Annotated in this window: 20 protein-coding genes; 6 read left to right on the top strand and 14 right to left on the bottom strand. The window is 63.9% G+C overall.

Annotated features, from left to right (window positions below):
* Positions 1-47: 47 nt before the first annotated feature.
* Positions 48-2,966, top strand: coding sequence for a tetratricopeptide repeat protein (locus tag X265_RS29690; RefSeq protein WP_164938851.1), 2,919 nt, complete (start codon positions 48-50; stop codon positions 2,964-2,966).
* A gap of 54 nt (positions 2,967-3,020) precedes the next feature.
* Here the strand turns inward: X265_RS29690 and X265_RS29695 are convergent, their stop codons facing one another.
* From X265_RS29695 to X265_RS29720, 6 genes are all read right to left on the bottom strand, one after another.
* Positions 3,021-3,818: an adenylate/guanylate cyclase domain-containing protein gene (locus tag X265_RS29695; RefSeq protein WP_128968056.1), complete on the bottom strand. Its 798-nt coding sequence runs from the start codon at positions 3,816-3,818 to the stop codon at positions 3,021-3,023.
* An 83-nt stretch (positions 3,819-3,901) separates the two neighbouring features.
* Entirely contained in the window at positions 3,902-5,122 is a 1,221-nt protein-coding gene (locus tag X265_RS29700) for an adenylate/guanylate cyclase domain-containing protein (protein ID WP_164938852.1), read from the bottom strand.
* Between the two features lie 113 nt (positions 5,123-5,235).
* The gene (locus X265_RS29705) at positions 5,236-5,820 is read right to left on the bottom strand and encodes a HutD/Ves family protein (RefSeq protein WP_128968058.1); all 585 of its coding nucleotides are present in this window, start codon (positions 5,818-5,820) and stop codon (positions 5,236-5,238) included.
* Between the two features lie 75 nt (positions 5,821-5,895).
* On the bottom strand, positions 5,896-6,741 hold the full coding sequence (locus X265_RS29710) for an SDR family NAD(P)-dependent oxidoreductase (RefSeq protein ID WP_128968059.1): 846 nt from the start codon (positions 6,739-6,741) through the stop codon (positions 5,896-5,898).
* A gap of 9 nt (positions 6,742-6,750) precedes the next feature.
* Entirely contained in the window at positions 6,751-7,302 is a 552-nt protein-coding gene (locus X265_RS29715) for a carboxymuconolactone decarboxylase family protein (RefSeq protein ID WP_128968060.1), read from the bottom strand.
* A complete protein-coding gene (locus tag X265_RS29720; RefSeq protein WP_128968061.1) occupies positions 7,280-7,975 on the bottom strand; it encodes a TetR/AcrR family transcriptional regulator in 696 nt (231 codons plus the stop codon). The genes X265_RS29715 and X265_RS29720 overlap by 23 nt, the downstream gene beginning before the upstream one ends.
* A 160-nt stretch (positions 7,976-8,135) precedes the next feature.
* Here X265_RS29720 and X265_RS29725 point away from each other — a divergent pair, with 160 nt between their 5' ends.
* The 3 genes from X265_RS29725 (at position 8,136) to X265_RS29735 (ending at position 10,617) form a co-directional block, all read left to right on the top strand.
* The gene (locus X265_RS29725; RefSeq protein ID WP_244659424.1) at positions 8,136-9,143 is read left to right on the top strand and encodes a Bug family tripartite tricarboxylate transporter substrate binding protein; all 1,008 of its coding nucleotides are present in this window, start codon (positions 8,136-8,138) and stop codon (positions 9,141-9,143) included.
* 22 nt (positions 9,144-9,165) lie between these two features.
* A complete protein-coding gene (locus X265_RS29730) occupies positions 9,166-9,705 on the top strand; it encodes a VOC family protein (RefSeq protein WP_128968062.1) in 540 nt (179 codons plus the stop codon).
* Between the two features lie 99 nt (positions 9,706-9,804).
* Positions 9,805-10,617 (top strand): class I SAM-dependent methyltransferase, encoded by an 813-nt coding sequence (locus X265_RS29735; protein ID WP_128968063.1) that lies wholly within the window; start codon positions 9,805-9,807, stop codon positions 10,615-10,617.
* Between the two features lie 33 nt (positions 10,618-10,650).
* On the opposite strand, the gene X265_RS29740 is transcribed toward X265_RS29735, so the two are convergent.
* From X265_RS29740 to X265_RS29770, 7 genes are all read right to left on the bottom strand, one after another.
* Positions 10,651-12,213 (bottom strand): L,D-transpeptidase, encoded by a 1,563-nt coding sequence (locus X265_RS29740; protein ID WP_128968064.1) that lies wholly within the window; start codon positions 12,211-12,213, stop codon positions 10,651-10,653.
* A 289-nt stretch (positions 12,214-12,502) separates the two neighbouring features.
* On the bottom strand, positions 12,503-13,198 hold the full coding sequence (locus tag X265_RS29745; protein ID WP_092302244.1) for an ABC transporter ATP-binding protein: 696 nt from the start codon (positions 13,196-13,198) through the stop codon (positions 12,503-12,505).
* Positions 13,198-13,947, bottom strand: coding sequence for an ABC transporter ATP-binding protein (locus X265_RS29750; RefSeq protein WP_128968065.1), 750 nt, complete (start codon positions 13,945-13,947; stop codon positions 13,198-13,200). Before X265_RS29750 ends, X265_RS29745 begins: the two co-directional genes overlap by 1 nt.
* Complete coding sequence (locus X265_RS29755) at positions 13,944-15,236, bottom strand: branched-chain amino acid ABC transporter permease (protein ID WP_128968066.1); 1,293 nt, start codon at positions 15,234-15,236, stop codon at positions 13,944-13,946. The genes X265_RS29750 and X265_RS29755 overlap by 4 nt, the downstream gene beginning before the upstream one ends.
* A complete protein-coding gene (locus X265_RS29760) occupies positions 15,233-16,180 on the bottom strand; it encodes a branched-chain amino acid ABC transporter permease (protein WP_128968067.1) in 948 nt (315 codons plus the stop codon). Before X265_RS29760 ends, X265_RS29755 begins: the two co-directional genes overlap by 4 nt.
* Before the next feature lie 122 nt (positions 16,181-16,302).
* The gene (locus X265_RS29765) at positions 16,303-17,535 is read right to left on the bottom strand and encodes a branched-chain amino acid ABC transporter substrate-binding protein (protein WP_128968068.1); all 1,233 of its coding nucleotides are present in this window, start codon (positions 17,533-17,535) and stop codon (positions 16,303-16,305) included.
* 254 nt (positions 17,536-17,789) lie between these two features.
* Positions 17,790-19,226, bottom strand: coding sequence for a lipopolysaccharide biosynthesis protein (locus X265_RS29770; protein ID WP_128968069.1), 1,437 nt, complete (start codon positions 19,224-19,226; stop codon positions 17,790-17,792).
* Between the two features lie 285 nt (positions 19,227-19,511).
* Between X265_RS29770 and X265_RS29775 the strand changes: the two genes are divergently transcribed.
* Both X265_RS29775 and X265_RS29780 read left to right on the top strand, forming a co-directional pair.
* A complete protein-coding gene (locus tag X265_RS29775; protein WP_128969463.1) occupies positions 19,512-20,594 on the top strand; it encodes a glycosyltransferase in 1,083 nt (360 codons plus the stop codon).
* A gap of 99 nt (positions 20,595-20,693) precedes the next feature.
* On the top strand, positions 20,694-21,761 hold the full coding sequence (locus X265_RS29780) for an endo-1,4-beta-xylanase (RefSeq protein WP_128968070.1): 1,068 nt from the start codon (positions 20,694-20,696) through the stop codon (positions 21,759-21,761).
* Positions 21,762-21,778: 17 nt separating this feature from the next.
* Here X265_RS29780 and X265_RS29785 read toward each other — a convergent pair whose 3' ends face one another.
* Positions 21,779-22,729, bottom strand: coding sequence for a DUF6492 family protein (locus tag X265_RS29785; RefSeq protein WP_128969464.1), 951 nt, complete (start codon positions 22,727-22,729; stop codon positions 21,779-21,781).
* Between the last annotated feature and the right edge of the window lie 95 nt (positions 22,730-22,824).

Consider the following 22,824-nt stretch of genomic DNA (forward strand, 5'->3'; position numbering starts at 1 on the left):
CTGCGGCCAGGCCATCCCGGAACGTCGCAGCGCCAAGTCTCGCCGCCGTGCAGCAAAGTCTGGAAGCCGCGAAAAAAGGCCAATCGCTCTTCAATCTCGGCCGGTATGCGGAAGCGCTGGAATGCTTCAACGCATTCGACAAGCTCAATCCCGGCGTCGCCCCTCTGTATCAGACGCGCGGACTTTGCTTGCAGCGGCTGGGCCGGTTCGACGAGGCGCAGGCCGACTTCGAGAGATCGATTGCGCTGTACCCCCGCGAGTCGGAGACGCACAAGAATCTCGGCACGCTTCATGCGAGATTGGAGCGGATGGAGCAGGCCTTCGCGTGCTTCGATCGCGCGCTCGCGCTCCGTCCGAATTTCCCCGCGGCGCTCAACGAAAAGGCGCGGGCGTTGTGGAGCCAGCTCCTGCTGGACGAGGCTTTTGCGATCTTTCACCAATCGCTGGCCGTCGACCCCGGCAATGCGGACACGATCTGGAATCTGGCGCTGCTCCAGATGCTGACTGGCGATTTCGAGCGGGGTTGGCGCGGACGCGAGGTCCGGTGGAAGGCGTCGTCTCTCGGCCTCGCCGGTCGCAGCTTTTCCCAGCCGCTCTGGCTTGGGGAGCAGTCTATCGAAGGCAAGACCATATTGCTTCATGCCGACGAGGCACTGGGCGACTCGATCCAGTTTGCGCGCTATGTGCCAATGGTGGCCGCGCTGGGGGCCCGGGTGGTCCTGGAGGTCAGGCCTGCAGTCAGGTCGCTGCTGGCCGGGATGCCCGGCGTTGCAACCTGCATCGACCGGTCGTCGACGCCCTCGCTGGCATTCGACCTGCATTGCCCTCTCGGCAGCCTGCCGCTGGCATTCGAAACGCGGCTCGACACGATCCCGTTGGCAGAATCGTATGTCCCCCCGCCGTCCGCGGCGCGCGTGAAGGCGTGGGACGACCGGCTCGGCCCGCACACGCGCTTGCGTGTCGGCCTGGTCTGGTCGGGGGATCCGGGTCACAAGAACGACCACAACCGGTCGATCCTCCTGCGCATGCTTGCGCCTGTGCTGGATTGCGACGTCCAGTTCGTCTCCCTGCAGAAGGGCGTCCGCGATCAGGACCGCGCCTTCCTCAGCGAACGCCATGACATCGTCGACCTGACCGAGCAGCTCACGGATTTCAGCGAGACGGCCGCGCTGGTGTCCTGCCTTGATCTCGTGATCTCTGTCGACACCAGCGTCGTCCACCTCGCGGGCGCACTGGGCGCGCCGGTCTGGACGCTGTTGCCCTTCAATCCGGACTGGCGCTGGCTGCTCAACCGCAACGACAGTCCGTGGTATCAGTCCATGAGGCTGTTCAGGCAGCCCAAGCGAGGCGACTGGGCCAGCGTCGTGGACAGCGTTCGCTGCGAACTCGAAGGGCTGGTTTCCGCCTGGCGACCGGGAGCACGGCAGCACCAGAGCAAATCCGCGACCGCCAAACCACAGGAGGCGGTCCTCTCGAATTGCCTCGGCCATCTGTTCTGGCAACGCAAGCGCATGGAAGAGGCTGTGCTGCATTTCCAGCGGGCGCTGCAACTTGATCCGCAATACCTGGAAGCTGCGAACAGCTGCGGCTGCCTGCTCTTCAACCTCGGCCGTTATGCGGAAGCGCTGGAATGTCTCGATATCGCCGAGAAGCTGGATCCGAATTCCGCAGCCCTGTATCAAATGCGCGGCGCCTGCCTCCAGGAAGCGAACCGGTTCGAGGAAGCAGAGGCCGATTACGAGAAGTCCATTGCGCTGGACTCCGGCCTGGCGGAGACGCACAACAATCTCGGCCTGCTTCATTCGCGGCTTGGCCGGTTCGAGCAGGCCATTGCATGCTTCGATCGGTCGCTTGAACTTCGTCCGGATTTCTCTGCCGTGCTCAACAACAAGGCGCTGGCCTTGATGAATCTGCAGTTGCTGGATGACGCTTCGGCGACTTTTCACAGATCGCTGACGGTCGAGGCGGGCAATGCGCCGGCGACCTATAATCTGGCGACGCTTCAGCTCATGACCGGAGACTTCGAGCGCGGCTGGCTTGGACGCGAAGCGCGCTGGAAGCTTCCTGTCGGTTTGCCCGAACGCGGCTTTGCCCAGCCCCTTTGGCGCGGCGACCAGCCGATCGAGGGCAAGACCCTGTTGCTCCATTCCGAAGAGGGATTGGGCGATGCCATTCAGTTCGCGCGCTATGCGCCCATGGCCGCCGCACTCGGGGCACGTGTCATTCTGGAGGTTCAGGCGCCGATCCGGCAGCTCCTGGCCGGGGTGTCCGGCGTCGCCCATTGTGTCACTCGGCCGTCTGCAACGTCGCTGGCATTCGACCTGCACTGCCCTCTCGGAGGCCTGCCACTGGTGTTCGGAACGCGGCTCGATACGATCCCCTTCGCGGACTCGTATGTTCCGGCGGCGACCGCGGCGCAGGTGAAGGCCTGGGACGAGAGGCTCGGTCCCCGCAATCGTCTCCGCGTTGGTCTCGTCTGGTCGGGAAATCCAGATCACAAGAACGATCACAACCGCTCGGTCCCATTGGGCACACTCGCGCCGCTGCTGGATTGCGACGTCCAGTTCGTCTCCTTGCAAAAAGGCGCCCGACATCAGGACAAGGCCTTCCTCCGCGAACGTCCTGAGATCATCGACCTGACGGAGCAGCTCGCGGATTTCAGCGATACAGCCGCGCTGATCGGCTGCCTCGACCTGGTGATATCGGTCGACACCAGCGTCGTGCACCTTGCCGGTGCGCTTGGCGCGCCGATCTGGACGATGTTGCCGTTCACCCCGGACTGGCGCTGGCAGCTCCGCCGCGACGATAGTCCGTGGTATCAGTCCATGCGGCTGTTCAGGCAACCCAAGCGAGGCGACTGGGTCGGCGTCGTGGATGTTGTCAGGCGCGAACTCCAGGAGCTCGCTTCGGGGCGGCGCAACCGCGACAAAGCGAACGGCGTACGCGTCAGCCATCCAACGCGCTGACCAGGGCTGACCTCGCCTCAGAAGTGGACCAGTTGCGCAGGGGGCATGGCCCCTTCAGTCCTCGACCCGATACAGCCGCCACCGCGCCGGTACGCCCTTGAGCTGGTGGCTGCCGTGATCCCTCAGACGAATCTGTGATTGCGCGGCGAGCAGATCCTTGACCGCGCTCGAGACCAGGACTTCGCCGGCGCGCGCCTTCGCGGCGACGCGGGTGCCGATATGGAAGGCGAGACCGACCATCTCGCCACCGCTCATCGCATATTCGCCGGCGTGCAGGCCGACCCTGATGTCCAGGCCGAGCGTGCGCACGGCCTTTTGGATCGCGGTCGCGCAATTGATGCCGGCTGCCGGCGCCTTGAAGGTCGCGAGCACGCCATCTCCGGTCGTGACGACCTCCTTGCCGCGCGAGGACTTCAGCTCTTTGCGGACCGCCGCGTAATAGAGGCCCATCACCTTGGTCCAGCGCGCATCGCCGAGCTTTGCCGCTTTTGCCGTGGAGCCGACGATGTCGACGATCAGGATCGTGGCGAGTGCCTGCTTGAGCTCGGCGCTGCCATTGGCGGATTTGCGCCGCGCCAGAATGGCGCCTGTCAGCGGCTCATAATCATGGCTGCGCCGCCGTGCGATCGCGGATCTGGTGTAGTCCTGGGCGCGCTGCGCCGTGCCGCAGCGGATCGTTTTCTCCTGCGGCAGACGCGTCCAATAAACCTTACGGCTCTTGCCGGCGCCCTGGACCTCGACAGCGCCCCATTTCAGATACACCGCCGAGCCGACCCGCCGCACGCACCATGCCTTCGACGTGTATCCCGATACGTTCGACTGATGCAGGCCGATGCGGAGGAATTTGGGCATGAATTTACGGCCAATCGCTGGACCATCTTGGCGGACCTGAACGAAACGTAGTTGGACGTTTGCGGCTTGGCAACAGCGCGCGATCAAGCAACCCGGTCGTTGAGCCCGGCGCCCGGCTGAAATGCGAACAGCTCGATCGGTTCGCTGAAGCCGCGCACGGCGTGCTGACCGACGCGCTCCAGCTCGAACTCCGGCGCCACCAGTTCGGCAAAATCGCGCGACAGCAGCACCGGCTTGCCGATCTGCTTGGTGAGCGCCTCGAGGCGCGAGGCCATGTTGACGGCAGGGCCGATCACGGTGAAGTCCAACCGGCTGCTCGAGCCGATATTGCCGTACATGACGTCGCCGACATGAACGCCGATGCCATAATTCAGCGGCGCGCGGCCTGTGCCCTTGTTCCGCTCGTTCAGCGCGACCATGGCATCGCGGGCCTCGGTGACGGCACGCAGGAGGTTGGCACAGGCATTGGGCTGGCTCAGCGGGAAGATGGCGAGCAGCCCGTCGCCGATGAATTTCAGGATCTCGCCGCCGTGCCGAGCGATCGGTTCGGACATCGCGTCGAAATAATCGTTGAGGAGATCGATGACGTCATCGCGCGGCCAATTATCGGAGATCTTGGTGAAATCCCTGAGGTCGCAGATCATGATCGCGGCGCGCACCGTGGTTCCGGTGCCGCGCCTGGTGGCGCCGGCGAGGATCAGCTCGCCGGCATGGGAGCCGACATAGGTCTCCAGCAGCGTGCGCGCCAGGCGATTCTTGACGCGGATCTCGCTGACCAGCGCCAGCACCGGCAGCACCTTCTTAAGCGCCGCGATATGCGCATCGTCAAAACCGCCGCTTCGGTCCGTCGCGAAGGTGATGAGATGGCGCTTGCCGAGGGTGTGATAGAGCGGCCAGGCGACATAGTCGGTCAGGCCCTTGGCCCGCATCTCGTCATAGAGTGCGTGCTTGCGGCCGAGCGCGGGATCTCGTTCGAGGTTCTCGCGGACTTCAGTGGCGCCGTCCTGCATCTCGTTGGCGGGACTGCCGATATATTCGGAACGCCCCCTCACGTCGAAATCGACCCGCCCAATCTCGGCCTCGCGCATGCCGTCGGACCACATGATACGGGCCCCCAGCCATTGCGGATGCTGGATCTGGACATGAAGCGTCGAGCGCTTGAGCGGAATGCCCGCCTGCTGCAGGCGGATGCACATCTCGGCAAAGATGTTGTCGATGAAACGCTGGTCGCGCGTGCCGTTGGTCAGCCAATCGATGACGCCGTCGGAAAGCGTGGCAGCGGGATTGTTGTCGGGCGCGTTCATGTCCTGGCCATCTAACTTGCCTTGGGCGGCGGTCCGCATCGCCGCAGATATCGTATTCCGAATGGGTTGCGTCAACCTAGCCAGTTGCACGGATTGTGCGCAGCGGCCGCCGCCTAGCCGACGAGCCGGATCGAGCCCAGCACGGCAAGGCCGGAAACGAAGCTCAGCTTCGAGGCCGCAGACAGCTCCATCTTCAATGTGCAGCCGCTTGAAACGACGTATTCCTTGCCCTCGAGTTGAATGCAGCAATCACCGGAAACCGCATAGATGAGGTGCGTGCCTGACAGCAATGGCCGCTCGCGGGGTTCCTTGAGTGCCAGGAGCTCGATCTCCGCCGCCCCGCGCCGCGCCATCAGGTTGACGACCTCGACCGGGCCGGCTTCGAGCTCGGTCACGATCTCCATCTCGCCGGTGAAACGGACGGTCATGAAGGGCTCGCGCTCGTCGAACTCCTGCCCGGGCGCCCTCAGTACCAGCCCGCGCCCGCCTGTCACCATCTGCAGGCGATCAATGCCGGGCATGTGAGAGAACGGTCCCGGCGCCACAATCGGCGTGGACGCGAAGCGCCACAGCAGGCTGTCCCAATCCCTGGTCGTCACACCGGGACGATGCTCGTCCGCGATATCGGTAAAGACGCCGCCGCCGTTCTTCCAGGGCGAGCGGGTATAGTCTTCGGATTTCAGAAGCGTGGCTTTCATGTCCGGGGACTATGTTAGCACATCATTGCGGGCGCAATGTGAATTTGAGGTCGGCGTGCATCGACAGGCGCGGCGCTACATTCCGCTCAGCCCGCTATCCACCGCAAGGGTCTGCGCGGTGACGTAGACGCTTTCATCCGACAGGAAGAACAGCACGGCGTAGGCGATCTCCCATGCGGTCGCCTGGCGGCCGAACGGGATGTGGCCCCTGCCGCGGTTGGGACGGCCGGCGCCGGCCTCGCGGCCGTTCGGCGTGTCGACCAGGCCGGGATAGACGAGATTGGCGCGGATCCCGCGACGCGCTCCGAGATGGGCGATGTTGCGCATCAGGCCGCCAAGCGCGGCTTTCGAGGAATCGTACACCGCCATCTGCGAACCGGCCTTGAGCGCGGCGATCGAGGAGATGAAGACGATGGCGCCGCCATTGTCGAACTGCGGCATGGCCGCGCGGCAACACAGCATCGGGCCGCGGACATTGACGTCGTAGATACTGTTCCACTCGTCGGGACTGACATTGTCGAGCCCGGTCTTGCCGAAGGTGCCGACGTTCAGCACCATGCCGTCGACGCCGCCCATGGCGCGGTGGGCCTCCCCGATCATGCGCTGGACATCCGCCTCCGACGTGACATCGGCCGCGATCGCAAAGCCCTCGCCGCCTTCGTCGGTGATGCGCTTCACCGTCTGCTCGGCGGATGTGCGATTGAGATCGGCCACCACAACCTTCGCGCCTTCGCGCGCACAAAGGATGCTCATGGCACGGCCGTTGCCGATCGGATCGGTCGCCGCGTCGAACACGCGCTGGCCGCCACCGACGATCAGGATGCGGCGGCCTTTCAGACGGTCTCTGCCCGGCGCTTCGCCCAACGACTCCGTGCTGGGCGGGCGGACGTAGCGTTCCGGCTTGCTCTCGGTGTCGGCCATCTCGGCTACCTACTTCTTGCCGCCCTCATAGACCTTCATGCCGGCCGCCGGATCGAGATCGGTCTCGGTGGCTTCGGTGACGCGGGCCATCATCATGTAGAAGCCGAGTGCGACGATGGATTCGACGATCTCCTGGTCGCTGAAATGTTTCCGGGCAGCGGTGAAGGTTGCCTCGGAAACGCGAACGTTCTCGACCACCTCGCGGCCGAACTTCAGCAGCGCGCGTTCGGCTTCGCTGAACGCGGCGGCATCGTAGTCGGCGTGCTCCACCGCATCGACCTGAGCTTGGGTGCAGCCGACCCCGAGCGCGATCGGCACGTGCTGGCGCCATTCATAGGCGCCGCCCTCCAACTGCGCGGCCTGCAAGATCAAGAGCTCGCGGTTCACCGCGCTGAGCTTTTGCTTGTGCAGGATCGAATTGCCGAGCCGCATCGCCGGAATCATGTTGGCCTCGGCATGCGCCATCATGCGGAAGATGTTCAGCTTGACCGGCATGCGGTCGAACGAGGCGCGGATATCGCCGCTCGTCGTCTCCGGATCAATCAGGGGCAGCCTTGCCACGGTTCTCTCCCTTGGGTTTTCGCTTCTTGTTGTTGTCCTTGTCCGCCGCAATCAGCGACAGGAAGAAGGCGAGATAACGGTCGATCGCCTCGATCACCTTCGCTCGCGGCGAAGGTGCCGCGCCCATCACGTAATGTTCGAGCCTGATATAGATGAGGCCGGCCGCGAACAGCCGCGCGGTCTCGCGCGCATCAGGCGTCGCGACGAGGCCGGCGAGCGCAAAGCCGCGAAAATAGTCCGTCATCAGACGCTGCTCGCGTGCGTAAAACTGGTCGGCGAACTTGGCGCGAATGCCGGGCACGCGGTTACGCTCGGCGGTGATGACCTTCTGGAACTGGTGCTCGCGCGGATCGGACCATTGCTCGACGAGATCGAGCGCGAACTGCCGGCAGAACGCGGCGGGCTGGCGCGCCAGCTGCTTGTAGCGCGGCTCCTCCAGCCGGCTCGCCGAGCTTGCAGGACCGTGTTCGCTGACGATCGCCTCCAGGATCGCCGCCTTGCCGGAGAAGTGATTGTAAAGGCTGCTCTCGCGGATGCCGACGCGGCGCGCCAGCTCGCGCATCGAGGCGCCGCCATAACCGCTCTGCGCAAACAGATCGAGCGCTTCGTCGAGGATGCGCTCGCGGGTCGTGGGCGCGGCCGCTTCCGGAGCGCTTGTGGTGTGGACAGCCATGCCGCCTTGACTAACGAACGATCGTTCAGTAGTCAACCTGACGAACGATGGTTCGTCCCGCGGGCGAACGCAATTCGCGGCAGCTACGGCTCTGCAAAAAAGCGGCCGCATTCAACTCCGCTCGATCTGAGAGGCGGAGAGCAATTTGGGGGACAACGCCATGGCGCTCTTCGCTCGCCTTTTGCCCGCGCGGCAAACCATCCTGACGCTGCCTATCGTTGCGATGTCGGTGCTCACCCTATCCGCGGCGCTGCCGGCGCGCGCCGAAGATCCCACCGCCTACCCTACTCACAAGATCAGGATGCTGCTGCCTTACGCGGCCGGTGGCGGCGGCGACGTCATCGGCCGGCTGCTCGCCGACAGGATGGGCAAGACGCTCGGACAGAGCATCTATATCGAGAACCACACCGGAGCTGCGGGCACGCTCGGCACGCAGATGGTCGCGACCTCTGCGAATGACGGCTACACCATCACCGTCGGAGGCATGACCACGCATGTGCTGGCGCCGGCGATCTATCCAAAACTACCCTACGATTCGATCAAGGACTTTACGACCATCGGTCGCATCGGAACGTCCTCGATCATGCTGGTGGCGACCAAGGATTTTGCCGCCAACGACATCAAGGGCCTGATCGCGCTCGCCAGGAAGGGCGAGCCGATTCAGTACGGCAGTTGGGGCATCGGCTCGACCGGGCAGTTCTGCGCCGAGATCCTGATGCAGCAGAGCGGCATCAAGATGGAGCACGTGCCGTTCAACGGCATCGCAAAACTCGCCGGCGATTTGCTCGGCGGCCACATCTCGCTGGCGACACTCGACATGGCGACCGCAACACCGCTGGTGAAGGACGGCTCGATCAAGGCGCTGGCCGCCTGCGGCGAACGTTCGCCGAGCCTGCCCGGGGTTGCGACCTATCAGGAGCAGGGTGTGCCGTTCGAGCGCAGCCTGTCCTGGGCCATGTATGCGCCCGCGGGCCTCGCCCCACCGATCGCAGCAAAGCTGTCGGCGGCGCTGAAGGAGGCGCTCGGCGATGCCGAGGTGAAGGAGAAGCTCTTGGGGCTCGGCATCACCCCGCAATTCGTCCCCGGCGACGAGCAGCGCGACATCAACGCCCGCGACATCGCGGCCTGGAAGCAGGTTGCCAGGGACGCCGGCATCGAGGTCAAGTGATCAGCTTGAGAGGAGCGCGGGCATGAGCCGCATCTTCGGCGCGGTGCGCCAGAACGGATATGTGGTGCGCGACATCCAGGCCGCGATGAAGCACTGGATCGAGGTCATGGGTGTCGGCCCCTGGTACTACATGGACCGCGTCAAGACCGACTGGTTCCGCCATCGCGGCCGGGATTCCGCGGTCGAGATGAGCATTGCGCTGGCGAATTCCGGCGATCTCCAGATCGAGCTGATCCAGCAGCGCAACGACGCGCCCTCGCTGTACAGGGAGTTTCTGGACGCCGGCCACGAAGGCCTCCAGCACATGTCGTACTGGAGCCACGATTATCAGGCGCTCTACGACAAGGCGATCGGGCTCGGCTACAGGATCGGCCACGAAGGCCAGATCGGGGGCGACAAGGGACGCTTCGCCTATTTCGACACGCAGGCGCATCCGGGCACGATTGTCGAGATCTCCGACATCAGCGGCACCAAGGGTCCGTTCTTCGAGAAGGTCAGGCTGGCGGCTTTGAGCTGGGACGGTACGCGCCCGATCCGCGAGGTCGGCGGCGCGAAGCCTTAAGCCCTCTGCTTCGCCGGTGCCGGGACGGGTCACGCCGTTGCCGGGCGGAGGATCCGTGCTAGCATGTCGCCTCCCGTCCCAGGGTTCAGCGAGGCAAGCATGTCTGCGACTGACAAGGTTTTCGCCGGCTCGGTCCCTAAGCTCTACGACGAATATCTGGTCCCGCTGATCTTCTCCGTCTACGCCGACGATCTTGCGAGGCGCATCGCTGCGCTGTCGCCCTCGGATCTGCTCGAGGTCGCCGCCGGCACCGGCGCCGTCACCAGAGCCGTGGCAGCGCTGTTGCCTCCTGACGTCCGCTATGTCGCGACCGACCTCAATGAGCCTATGCTCGCAGTTGCGAAGCAGCGTCAGGGTGAGGATCCCCGCATGAACTGGCGTCAAGCCGATGCGCTGACGCTGCCCTTCGGCGATTCCACGTTCGACGTCGTCTGCTGCCAGTTCGGTGCGATGTTCTTTCCTGATCGCAGCAAGGGCTATGCCGAGGCGAAGCGCGTGTTGAAGCCCGGCGGCACGTACCTGTTCAGCGTCTGGGACCGTATCGAGGACAATGTATTCGCGGATGATGCGACCGTCACGCTTGGCAAGATGTTTCCCGACAATCCGCCGCTCTTCATGGCGCGAACGCCGCACGGCTATCACGACAAGGCCGCCATCAAGGCCGACCTGGCGCGCGCGGGCTTCCGCGACATCTCGATCGAAACCAAGACGGCAATGAGCCGCGGCCCCTCAGCCGAGTACGTGGCGATCGCGTACTGCCAGGGAACGCCGCTGCGCGGCGAGATCGAAGCCAGGGATGCGAGCAAGCTCGAGGCCGCAACGGACGCCGTTGCCGAGGCGATTCGAAAACGCCACGGTCCGGGGCCGATCGAAGCCAAGATTCAGGCCCTGGTCATCACAGCCCGGCCGTAATGGCCGGAGCCGCTGCGCTCCCGGCTTCACGCGTTACCAGAAGCTCCGCTGCATCGGCTGCGTCGATTGGTAGTACTGGTATTGACCGCCGCGCCGACGCGGATTGGCCGGTTGCACATAGGGATCGCGCGGCTGGAAGAAGAAGCCGAAGCCGTTGCCGCCGTTATCCCAGCCATCGTCGCTGGCGATCGCCATCGGCGCGGTCGGCTTGCGGGTGATGAAGCCGCCCTGGGGCTGGTTGCTCAGGACCGCGACGAACTCGGTGCGGTAGTTGGTCTCGGCACTCAAGGGCTCGTCCGAGACGATGATCGACGAGCGCGGCAAGGCGGTCGGCCCGATGCGGTCCCACACCTCCTGCGGGATGGTGATGCGATCGAGTGCGTCCTTGGCATCGTCCCCCTCGTCGATGCTGACCACGCTCCAGCGCAGGCCCGTGTCGGTCTTGGCCATCGCCGTGAAGATGTGCGTGCCGAGCGGCTGGTCGGGATTGCGAATGGTGACGGGAACCTCGATGCTGGTGTCGAACACCTCGCCGCCGCCATCCGGCGCGGGCTTGTGGGTATTGCGACGGACGTAGAGCTTCTGCGTTGCGCGGCTGATGTAGACGGAGACCGGTTCGAGCGCGAGCTTGGCGTCGGTCGCAGCCTTCACCGCATCGGCCTTCTTGGCGGCGGCGACCTTGGCCGCCTCCTTTGTGGTGGCCACAGCATCGCGCTTGGGCTGTGCGGCGGCCTTGGCGGCGTCGAGCTGGGTTGCTGCATCCGCGGCCTTGGTCGCGGCCTTCTGCTTCAGTTCGTCGGCCTTTGCCTTGGCCTGGTCGTTCTTGGCATTCGCGACCAGCTTGTCCGCATAGGCGTTCTCGGCATCTGCGCGGGCCTTCTGCTGTTCGAGCTTGCGCAGCTGTGCCGGGATCGATTGCGCGTCTTTCGCCGCTGCCGCCGCGGCCTTTTTGGCTTCGTCGGCGGCCTGGGCGACCTCCTCCGCCTCGGCGGAGAGCTTGTCGGCACGCGCAGGCGCCGCCGCAAGGGCCTCCCTGCTCGGCACGAACAGCGAGGGATGCGAGAAATCGACCGGAGCCGCGTCGTTAGGCGAAATGATCACCCGCATGCCGATGCTGGTCTTGTCGAACAGGCTCTCGGCGAAACCGAACGGCATGCGCACGCAGCCATGCGAGGCCGCGTAGCCGGGCAGCGGCCCGCCATGCAGCGCGATGCCATTCCAGGTGATGCGCTGCATGTTCGGCATCCAGGCATCGTCATACATGGAGGAGTGATGGTCCTTGTCCTTCTCGACGACGGCGAAGACACCGGCGGGCGTCTCGCGCCCGGTCGTGCCGGTCGAGACCGGCGCCCGCAGGATCCAGCCCTCGGAATCATAGAACGTGACCTTTTGGCTCTTGATCGAGACGATCGCCATGATCGGCTCGCCGGCCTCGCGCGGCGCCACCGCCTCGGCGGTCTGGCGCGGCTGCTTCGCCGCCATGGCGGCGGAGGTCAGCGTGGTCAGGGCGAGCGCCGCTGCGAACATCACAATTCCGGGAGGCCCCCAACGCCGCATCGCTCCATTGGATTGCGCCGTCGTCATCAGGTCTTTCATGCCATTCCCCGATTGCCTGTCCGCACTTTCGATCATCGGTCAGATTGCGCTGTTTGGATTAAGAATTCGCAGCCACCATCTGTTCCGTTTCCGGCGATATTGGGTCCGTTCCGCCGGCGAAACTCTCATATACGACGGTCCGCGCAGGCGGAAGGGCGGCTCGCCGCCGGGGCTGGCCAGGAGCTGGCGGCGGCACTGCGGCAGAATGCCCGCCGCTAGAGCGGCGGCAGGGGTGTGACCCGAATCACAGAGAATTGGTTCACTGAGGCGCCGATGCGCTGGTCAGTGCTTAGACTTCGAGCCATTCCTGCCGCACGGCGGCGTTGGCCTTGAGATCATCAGGCGTGCCTTCGAACACGACGCGGCCGTGGCCCATGATGTAGACGCGCTTGGAGATGCGCATCGCGATCGACAGCTTCTGCTCGACGAGGAGAATGGCGACGCCGGCCTCCGCAATGCGGGCGATGAGATCGCCGACCTGCTGCACGATCAGCGGCGCGAGCCCTTCGGTCGGCTCGTCGATCATGATCAGATCGGGATCGCCCATCAACGTCCGGCACGTCGTGAGCATCTGCTTCTCGCCGCCGGACAGCACGCCGGCAGCCGTGTCGGCGCGGGCGGCGAGATTGGGGAACATGTCGAGCATGTCCTGAAGCCGCCACTTGCCGGGACGGCGCGTGTCCTTGATGCCGAGCAGCAGATTCTGCCGCACCGTCAGGCTCGGAAAGATATCACGATGTTCAGGCACGTAGCCAAGGCCGAGACGCGCGATCTTGTAGCTGGGCAGGCCCGCGATGTCCTTGCCCTTGAAGCGGATCGTGCCTTGCGGGGCGACCTCGCCCATGATCGCCTTGACCGTCGTGGAACGCCCGACGCCGTTGCGGCCGAGCAGGCTCACGACCTCACCGGCGGCGACGTCGAGATCGACGCCCTGGAGGATGTGGCTCTTGCCGTAATAGGCGTGGAGATCCCTGACCTCGAGCATCAGTGCGCTTCCTCGCCGAGATAGGCTTCCTTGACCTTGGGATCACGCCGGATCTCTTCCGGCGTGCCCGAGGCGATGATATGGCCGTAGACCAGCACCGAGATGCGGTCGGCAAGGCCGAACACCACGCTCATGTCGTGCTCGACGATGACGAGCGTCTTGCCCTCGGTCAGCCGGCGGATCAGCGACACCGCGCGGTCGGTCTCGGCGTGACTCATGCCCGCGGTCGGCTCGTCCAGCATGACGACGGTGGCACCGCTGGCGATGGTGATGCCGATCTCGAGCTCGCGCTGTTCGGCGTAGGTCAAGAGACCAGCCGGCACGTCACGCCGATGCGTGAGATGAATATCGTCCAGGATCTGCGCGGTGCGTTCGCGCACCTCGGGCAGACTGTCGACATTCTTCCAGAACGCGTAGCGATGCCCCGTCGCCCAAAGCACGGCGCAGCGCACGTTCTCCCAGACCGTCATGCGCGCGAACACGTTGGTGACCTGGAACGAACGCGACAAGCCACGACGATTGATCTCGAAGGGCCGCAGGCCCGAGATCACGTCGCCGTTCAGCCTCACCTCTCCCGAGGTCGGCTTGATGTGGCCGCTAATCAAGTTGAACGTCGTGGACTTGCCGGCGCCGTTGGGGCCGATGATGGCGTGACGCTCACCTTTGGCGACGGTGAGATTGAGGTCGCGGATGATGCTGACATTGCCGAAACGCTTTTCGACGGCGCGGACTTCGATCGCTGCGCTCATGCCAGATACCCCCGGTCACGGGCGACCGTCGCAGCCCTGTCCCACGCATCTGCGATCCGTCGCCAGGTCAGCCGCGCGACGAAGAAGCCGCCAACGACGAGAACGGCCGCGGCAATCCAGGTCACCGGCGAGGTCGGGTTGAAGGCAATGCCAAACAGGTTGATGGGATCGCCGCCGGAGAAACGTGCAACGGTCTCGATTGTCAGGATCACGCCGCACGCCAGTGCGACCGTGGGTACGATCGCAACGAGATAGGATGGGATCACGGTCCACAGCGTCCCGGCACGGATCAGCGGTCGGTGCATCATCAACAGGCCGGCGATGCCGCCGGGCGAGAACATCACGATGCCGATGAAGATGATGCCGAAATAAAGCTGCCAGACGCCGGTGAGGTTGGTCAGCCCGAGTTGCAGGTAGGTCACCAGGATGGCGCCGAGGATCGGGCCGAAGAAATAGGCGGTGCCGCCGATAAAGGTCGAGAACAGCACGAGGCCGGACTGGATTGCGCCGAGATAGGCGGAGTTGGCGATCTCGAAATTGATCGCGGCAAGCCCGCCCGCGACGCCGGCGAAGAACCCGGCGAAACAGAAGGCGAGATAGCGCACCACGTGCGGATCGTAGCCGATGAACTGGACGCGTTCGGGATTATCGCGGACCGCATTGCTGATCCGTCCCAGCGGCGTCCGGGTCAGCGCGTACATCGCGATTGCCGACAGCACCAGCCAGAACGCAATGAGATAATAGACCTGAAGCTGCGGCCCGAACGACCAGCCGAGCATCTTCGGCAACGCGGTGCGGTCCGTGGTGATGCCGGACTCGCCACCGAACACCGAGCGCAGGATCAGCGATGAGGACGCCACCAATTCGCCGATGCCGAGCGAGATCATCGCAAACACCGTACCGGCGCGCTTGGTCATCACCCAGCCGATGATAACAGCGAAGACAAGGCCGCCGAGCCCGCCGAACAGCGGGATGAAAGGCAGCGGGATCGGCCAGCCGTGCGACACAACCGCATTCATCATGTGGCAGGCGGCGAAGCCGCCGAGGCCGTAATGCACGGCATGACCGAACGACAACAGGCCGGTCTGGCCGAGCAGGATGTTGTAGGACAGCGCGAACACGATCGCGATGCCGATCAGGCTGAAGGAGGTGAGCGAGCCGCCGGAGGAGAAGATCATCGGCAGCACGATCAGCGCGGCGATGCCGAGCAGCCAGACGCCGTAGAAGCGCAGGCTTCCGCCGGACGCATCCGCCGCCACCTTGGAAGTCGAAGTCGGGGCCGTGGTCATGATTCGCGCGTCCCCATCAGGCCCATGGGGCGTACGATCAGAATGATCACGAGCAGAAGATACGGAACGATCGGCGCGACCTGCGCGATCGTGACGTTCCAGATGTCGGTGAGAACCGACGGACCCGCCGACGGATCGAGCGGCCCGAAGGCGCTCGCGAGCGAGCCATCCAGCGCCACGGCAAAGGTCTGGACCAGGCCGATGACGAGCGAGGCGATGAAGGCGCCCGGCAGGGAGCCGAGGCCGCCGAACACGATGACCACGAACAGGATGGGCCCGAGCGAGGCGGCCATGTCGGACTGCGTCACCAGCGCGGGACCTGCAATGACGCCGGCAAGACCGGCCAGCGCGCTGCCGACCCCGAACACGGCCATGAAGACACGCCCGACATTATGGCCGAGATGCCCGACCATGTGCGGATGCGTCAGCGCCGCCTGCACGATGAGGCCGACGCGGGTGCGCTTGAGCACGACCAGAAGCGCCACGAAAATGACGACCGAGACGGCCAGCATGAAAATCTTGTAGGCCGGATAGTTGGTCGAGAAGATCGTGAAGGCCGGGAAATCCAGCAAAGCCGGCACGCGGTAATCGAGCGGGCTCTTGCCCCAGATCATCGAGACGATTTCTTCGATCGCGAATGCCAGACCAAAGGTCAGCAGCAGCTCGGCGACATGGCCGTGCTTGTGGGTGTTGCGCAGGCCGTAGCGCTCCACCGCCATCCCGATCGCGCCGACCAGAAGCGGCGCCAGCACCAGCGCCGGCCAGAAGCCGATCCATTTGGTGAGCTGGAAGCCGAAGAACGCGCCGAGCATGTAGAAGCTGGCATGGGCGAAATTGAGCACGCCCATCATGCTGAAGATGACGGTGAGCCCGCTCGACAGCAGGAAGAGCAGCATGCCGAACAGCACACCGTTCAGGGTCGAAATGACAACGAGTTCAAGCACGGCTCACTCATGAATATCCGGGGCCGCATGGCCCCGGCGAACCTCGTCCAGGCGATCAATTGCATTCCGGCCGCCGCCCTCCCGCAACCGGTCGCGGTGCGGGATGGCGACGTACTCCGTGATTACGGGCGCACCATCTTGCAGGTCGTGGAGACCATGGCCTGCGGCGTATCGACCCGGGAAACCAGATGCCAGCCCCAACCGGTGCCCTCCTCGTCGAACGGCTCGTTGGCGGCGAGCTTGCCGAAGGAAGAGACGTAGATCGGCTGGAAGAACTGATGGTCGTCCTTGCGCATGAAGCCCTGTCCGCCGTCGAGGACGTCGAACTTCATGTCCTCGAGCGCCGCTGCGACCTTTACCGGATCGATCGAATTCGCCTTCTCGGCCGCAGCCTTGAACATGCGCATCTCGTTGACGGCACGAGGATACCACAGGGATAGGTTCACCTTGGCGCGGAAGGCCTTCTCGAAATCCATCGCGGTCTGATTGCCGGAGTTGGGGAAACCTTCAGTGATCTGGAAGACCTGGTGATCGAGACCGGTCTGCTTGATCGCGGTCGGACCGCCGGCGCCACCGGCATAATAGGTGTACCAGTTGACCTTCAGGCCGGCATCGGCCGCTGCCTTGAGCAGCAGCGCGAAGTCCTGGCCCCAATTGCCGGTGACGACGCTATCGGCGCCCGACGCCTTGATCTTGGCGATGTAGGGGGAGAAGTCCGTCACCTTGAGCAGCGGGTGCAGCTCGTCGCCGACGATCTGGACGTCAGGCCGCTTCGCGCCCAGCATCTTGCGCGCATCGGAGCGCACGGACTGGCCGAACGAATAGTCCTGGTTGATCAGATAGACCTTTTTGATCGACGGGACGTCCTTCATGTAGTTGGTGAGCGCCTCCATCTTGATGTCGGAGCTGGCATCCCAGCGGAAATGCCAGAAGCTGCACTTCTCGTTGGTCAGGCTCGGATCGACAGCGGCGTAGTTGAAGTACAGAACTTCCTTGCCGGGATTGCGCGTGTTGTTCTTGGTGACGAAGTCTTCCAGTGCAGCGGCGACGGAGGAGCCGTTGCCTTGGGTGATGTAGTGGGCTCCGGCGTCGATCGCCTTCTGGGCCTGCACCAGGCTTTCCTGCGGATTGGTCTTGTTGTCCAGCGGCAGGATCTCGACCTTGTGGCCGAGGATGCCGCCCTTGGCGTTGATCTCGTCGGCCAGATACTGGAACGTCTTGAGGCCGCCCTCGCCGACACTGGCACCGCCGCCGGAAAGCGGATCGATATAGCCGATCTTGATGGTATCCTCGGCCGACGCTGCTTGGCCGAGCATCGGGGCAATCACGGCAATGGCCAAAGTGAGCTTGCGCATTATTTTGTTTCCTCGCTGGCTATCGACTTTAGTCGACGGGCTTTTTTGCGCATGATGCAGCGCAATTTCGAAACCCTAATGAGCAGAACGAACCTTGCTTTTCAAGCGCAACGGAGCATGGCTCGGCCCGGCCGGCATGAAAACTGACACGGTCGCCCGGCTCGTCTGCAACATTCCGCGACAAGGAATAGAACGCAAGGAGAAATAGTGCGCGACAGGCGGCGCTTTGGACCGGGCTGCGCTGCGTTGGGCGGTCAGACGCCCAGTGGCTTGCGATTGAAGGTCCTGAGGAAGCGCAGCGACAGCGTCCGCACGTTCGCGACGTTCAACAGCCACGCAGCCGTGATGTAAGCAAGACCGCCTGCAACGCTCACGATGATGAGCGCCACGAAGCCAGTGCCGCTGACCTGCGACCGCGCGACGCAGATCGTCCCCGCCATGGCCGCGGCCGACGCCGCAACGCCGGCGAGTCTCATCACATCGAATGGCACGGGATAGGCACGATGCATCAGCGCGACGGCGACGACGAAGCCGATCGCCTCGGTCGCGAGCGTCGCCAGCGCGGCGCCGTAAATGCCGTAGCCTGCGACCAGTGCGAACATCAACGCGATGCTCACGACCAGCGTCAGGAACGACTGCGCCGCCAGCATGAACGGCCGCTCGGCGAGCTGAAAGCTGATCTGGACGTAGAACTGATTGGCGATGCCGAAGAAACGGGCGAGCACCAGGGTCGGCAGCAGCGCCGAGACGCCGGCGCGGAAATCGACGCCGACCAGCGTGCCGGCGACCTGGTCCGCCGCGAGCGCAAGCCAGACGGCCACGGGCGCGACGACCACGAGCAGCAGTTCGAGGCTCTCGGTCAGCCGCTCCCGCGTCGCGTCATTGTTCTTCTCCGAGAGCGAGCGGAACACCAGTGGCACCGTGGCCGCGGCGACGCTGGAGGCGATCATGACCATGAACTGGCGCGGCAGGTCGGCGGCAACGCCGAAAATGCCGGCGGCGTCCTTGCCGAGGAGATAGGCGACGATGAGGCGGTCGCTGGCCGAGTAGACCGCGACCGAAAGTCCGGCCAGCGTCAGCGGCAGACCGTAGCGCGCCAGCTGCATGAACTGGCTGCGCTGGAAAGCGGCGATTTTGGTGCGATCACCGGCGAGATTGAGAACGATGCCGGTCAGCGAGCCCAGGCCGAACGCCGCGAGCAGGCCCATGCCGCCGAAGCCCAGCCAGATTCCGAGCAGGCCGAAGCCGACGCTCGACACGCTGCGCACGATCGAGATCGCTGCGAAGCGATAGGGACGCAGCTTGGCGCGCTCGAACTCCTGGCCGACATCGACCGCATTCGACATGATCGCGACGAACATGCTGGCGAGCACCAGCTCGACACTGACGTCGCTGCGGAACAGGAACACCAGCGGGGTCGCGGCGCACATGGCAACGACTGTGAGCGCGAACGCGACCATCGCCGTCCCGCGAAAATCCACCTCTGCCGACATGGCCTGGTAGCGCGACACCGACAGCTTGATCCAGGCGAAGAAGATCGCGCCCAAAATGCCGGCAATGCTGATGCCGACGACATAGACGCCATACTCCGCGGGCGTCAGCAGCCGCGTGTAGGCGGTGACGGCGAAGAAGCCCACCGCCGCGGGCAGGATGTAGGCAACGAGATAAATGGAGAAATGGCGATTCAGCATGCGTGCACGGGACCGGCCTTGAAATCGAGCGGCCGTTAATCAGTTGGACCTTGGCGTGACGATTAGAGGCTTGATGATCGAAGGCTTGGCGATGGACCGCGTCGCAGCATCTCCCAGGATAGTCATTTAAGTCTGCAAATCGGCGGCCGAATGGGGCCGCCCCACCGCTTTCGCGCGTTAGCGTTAAATTTGCCCTGTCCTTGAACGGGCCGCCGCGATCACCGAAAAGAAACCATGATTTCAGGAGGTCGCCCGACCTCCAGACAATGCGTGGACGTGACTAAGATGGATGTTGCCGAGCGTATCAGGGCAAATTCGGCCTCCCTGCCCCATGGCGGGACAGATGCGTCCCTGGTTCCGGCCGCCCCCGGGGACGAGCGGATGACGCTCAATCTGTTCTTCGAGGAGCGGGATGACCGCTGGTTTCCGGGCGACCGCCACGTCCGCCCGGTGCTGCGGCGGATGCTGCTCGGCAAGTCCTGGATCAGCGGACAGCGGCGCGTGTTCCTCAATCTCTGTGCGGGGCTCGACCGGGTGGGCATCCGCTATCGCGTCAACGACTACGGCTATATCCGCAAGCACCCGAACGAGCTCGCCTGCATCATCGGGCGCCCCTTCGTGCTGGACTGGTTCGAATGGAAGAACCCGCTCCTGCTCGGCGTTGCCATGTACAACCATCCGGTGGATGCGCCTGGGCACCTGAAAGATCTCCACACCAGGACCATCCTGGTGCCCTGCGATTGGTATGCGCAGATGTGCCGGCCGTACTGGCCCCATATCGAGGTCTGGCCGGTCGGCATCGAGACCGATCTGTGGACCCCGACACCAACAGCGCAGAAGAGCATCGACGTGCTGCTCTATGACAAGGTGCGCTGGGACCACGAGCGCTATGAGAGCGAGCTAATCGGTCCGATCCGCAGGCATCTCGAAGCCAGCGGCCGATCGGTCGAGGTGATCCGCTACGGCCGTTACAACGAAGACGGCTACAAGGCGGCGCTGGCCCGTTGCCGCAGCATGGTTTTCCTGTGCGAACACGAGAGCCAGGGCATTGCCTGCCAGCAGGCGCTATCGAGCGGCGTGCCCGTTTTCGCCTGGGATCGCGGCGGCCCGTGGCAGGACCCGGCGTATTTTCCGGACAAGGTGCGATACGAAGGCGGCGTGTCCTCGGTGCCCTATTTCGATGCGCGTTGCGGCCGCACCTTCATCGACACAGCCGGCTTCATCTCCGGCTGGAGCGACTTCTGGTCGCAGGTGACCGCGGGCGGCTTCGCGCCTCGCGACTATGTGATGGACAATCTCACGCTCGAAAAGGGCGCGCTTCATTACTACGGGATCGCTGAAGCCGTGATGCAGCGTCGGATGCGCTGACAGACTGTTCGCAACAATTAACCCAACAACAGGAAACCGCGGCGTCGGAAGGCGCCGCTTGGTACGATGGCGCGTTGGTTCCGAAAGGACTGCAGCCACGTGACCAAGCTCGACAGACGCGAATTCCTCCTCGGCAGCGCCGCCGCGCTCGCGGCGGGCGCGTCAGTATCCGCGGCACCAGTATCGAAATTTGCGCAGCGCCATCAGGGCTATGGCGCCGCTGCCACGCTGTGGGATTTGCAAGCCGATCCGCGGCTCGGCGAGGCCATCAGCACCTATTGCACCCAAGTGGTGCCGGTGCTCGAACTGAAATGGCCAATGCTGCGGCCGGACCCGCACACCTTCGCCTTCGAGCGTGCCGACGCCATCTATGATTTCGCCGAGAAGAACGACCTGAGCATGCGCGGCCACGCGCTCGCCTGGTATCACGACATTCCAGACTGGACCAAGCAGATCAAGGATTCCAAAGGCGTCGAGCGCGCCTATGTCGATCACATCAACACCGTCGTGTCCTATTACAAGGACAAGCTGACCTCCTGGGACGTCGTCAACGAGCCCATCCCGGACAATCCTAAAGGCGTCACCGACCGGCGCGATACGTTCTGGACGCAGCACCTCGGTGATCGCTGGATTCCGCTGGCGTTTCGCACCGCGGCCGCGGCCGACCCTTACGTCAAGCTCGCGATCAACGAATACGACATCGAGTCCGCAAAAGATTCGTTCATCGCCAAGCGCGCGGCCTATCGCAACCTCATCATGAGCCTCCTCGACCAGGGCGTGCCGCTGCACGCGGTCGGGCTGCAATCGCATCTGCATGCCGAACTCGAGATCGACACCCATGGACTCGCGGAGTTCGTCACCGAGCTGAGATCATGGGGCCTCGAGGTCTTCGTCACCGAACTCGACGTCGATGATCAGAAGCTCACCGGAACTGCTTCGGAGCGCGACGCCATCGTCGCCAAGCGCGTCGACGACCTGCTGACGGCGATCTCGACCAGCGGACCGGTTCGCTCGATCCTGACATGGGGCATCTCGGATCGCTACAGCTGGATCAACGGCACTTTCAAACGCGCGGACAAGCAGCCGAACCGCCCGCTGCCGCTCGACGGCGAGTTCAAGCCAAAACCGTTCATGGACGTGATCAGCAAATTCACGAAGGACGCGTAAAGCCCGACGCGCGGTTTCTAGCGCGTCTTCGGCGCCTCGAGTGCGGTCGTATCGCCCATGTGATCGGGAGACAGGCTGGGACCGCGACGGTCCCGCGAATTCAGGCGGAACACGTCTCTGATGTCGTCGATGGATGTCGACGAATAAGACTGGATGCAGAGCGCGACCTGCTCGGGCGATGCGGCAGCCATCATGGCTTCGATCGCGGCGCGGTCGAGGCGGGTATCGTCCCAATGCGAGACGGCAATGCTGTCTTCCGTCACGCGATGGGCCGCCAGATGTTTGGGCGAGTTCGCGACGAAGTTTCCGTAAAGCAGGTACTCGGAGAATTTCTTCTTCCGGCACAGCGCCAGAGCCCAGCTGAGGCCCGTCGCCGATTTGATGGCGTCGGTCATCGCGCGCGCAGCGTCCTTGTCCCAGACCAGCGCATTGCCGACGTAATCGTCGGCCGGGAACGATCGATCCTTGATCCCGAGAAGCTGATCGATGGTGCGGAGCCACAGCACATGCAGGGGATGATCGGCGTCGATGCCGTTGCGCGTCACGAATAATGGCGTCTTCTCGGCGCCGGCATACTGGCCGACGTCGAATTCGCGGAAGAACAGATTGTCCGAATCCAGAATACAGACGCGTTGCTCGGGAGCGTTGAGCACGCCGGCAATCTTCAGGATCTGCTGGATATGCCAGCCATGAACAGGTGACGACAGCAGCGACAGCCAGACGCGGCGATTGCTGATGAATTTCAGCGCCGGCGGCAGCGCCCAGAGCCATTTCGGCAGGTAGCGCGAAGCCGGAACGATGACTCGCTTGTCGGATGCGAACTGCGCAAACAGCGGCACGTCCTCATCGTTAACAAGAACATAATGCCGCGTGTAACCCGAGAGCCAGGTGTCGATGCTCTCGCTGAGCAGCGAGAAGCGCTCGATATCCTTGGCATAGCTGGCGGTCAGCAGGGCAACGGAATGCATCATGCGTGCTCAAATGGCCATCGGACCGCACTCATACAAGCGAGGCGATGTATTTGAAACTTCGATTCGCAATCAAGGTAAAACGAAACGAATTA

This window comes from Bradyrhizobium guangdongense (genome assembly GCF_004114975.1).
GTDB classification, from domain to species: domain Bacteria; phylum Pseudomonadota; class Alphaproteobacteria; order Rhizobiales; family Xanthobacteraceae; genus Bradyrhizobium; species Bradyrhizobium guangdongense.

Excerpts from the sequence above, each read along its gene's own strand:
- X265_RS29695 (WP_128968056.1), bottom strand. The coding sequence starts at position 3,818 with ATGCCCAAATTCCTCCGCATCGGCCTGCATCAGTCGAACGTATCGGGA.
- X265_RS29700 (WP_164938852.1), bottom strand. The coding sequence starts at position 5,122 with ATGAACGCGCCCGACAACAATCCCGCTGCCACGCTTTCCGACGGCGTC.
- X265_RS29705 (WP_128968058.1), bottom strand. The coding sequence starts at position 5,820 with ATGAAAGCCACGCTTCTGAAATCCGAAGACTATACCCGCTCGCCCTGG.
- X265_RS29710 (WP_128968059.1), bottom strand. The coding sequence starts at position 6,741 with ATGGCCGACACCGAGAGCAAGCCGGAACGCTACGTCCGCCCGCCCAGC.
- X265_RS29720 (WP_128968061.1), bottom strand. The coding sequence starts at position 7,975 with ATGGCTGTCCACACCACAAGCGCTCCGGAAGCGGCCGCGCCCACGACC.
- X265_RS29725 (WP_244659424.1), top strand. The coding sequence starts at position 8,136 with ATGGCGCTCTTCGCTCGCCTTTTGCCCGCGCGGCAAACCATCCTGACG.
- X265_RS29730 (WP_128968062.1), top strand. The coding sequence starts at position 9,166 with ATGAGCCGCATCTTCGGCGCGGTGCGCCAGAACGGATATGTGGTGCGC.
- X265_RS29735 (WP_128968063.1), top strand. The coding sequence starts at position 9,805 with ATGTCTGCGACTGACAAGGTTTTCGCCGGCTCGGTCCCTAAGCTCTAC.
- X265_RS29740 (WP_128968064.1), bottom strand. The coding sequence starts at position 12,213 with ATGAAAGACCTGATGACGACGGCGCAATCCAATGGAGCGATGCGGCGT.
- X265_RS29745 (WP_092302244.1), bottom strand. The coding sequence starts at position 13,198 with ATGCTCGAGGTCAGGGATCTCCACGCCTATTACGGCAAGAGCCACATC.
- X265_RS29750 (WP_128968065.1), bottom strand. The coding sequence starts at position 13,947 with ATGAGCGCAGCGATCGAAGTCCGCGCCGTCGAAAAGCGTTTCGGCAAT.
- X265_RS29755 (WP_128968066.1), bottom strand. The coding sequence starts at position 15,236 with ATGACCACGGCCCCGACTTCGACTTCCAAGGTGGCGGCGGATGCGTCC.
- X265_RS29765 (WP_128968068.1), bottom strand. The coding sequence starts at position 17,535 with ATGCGCAAGCTCACTTTGGCCATTGCCGTGATTGCCCCGATGCTCGGC.
- X265_RS29770 (WP_128968069.1), bottom strand. The coding sequence starts at position 19,226 with ATGCTGAATCGCCATTTCTCCATTTATCTCGTTGCCTACATCCTGCCC.
- X265_RS29775 (WP_128969463.1), top strand. The coding sequence starts at position 19,512 with ATGGATGTTGCCGAGCGTATCAGGGCAAATTCGGCCTCCCTGCCCCAT.
- X265_RS29785 (WP_128969464.1), bottom strand. The coding sequence starts at position 22,729 with ATGCATTCCGTTGCCCTGCTGACCGCCAGCTATGCCAAGGATATCGAG.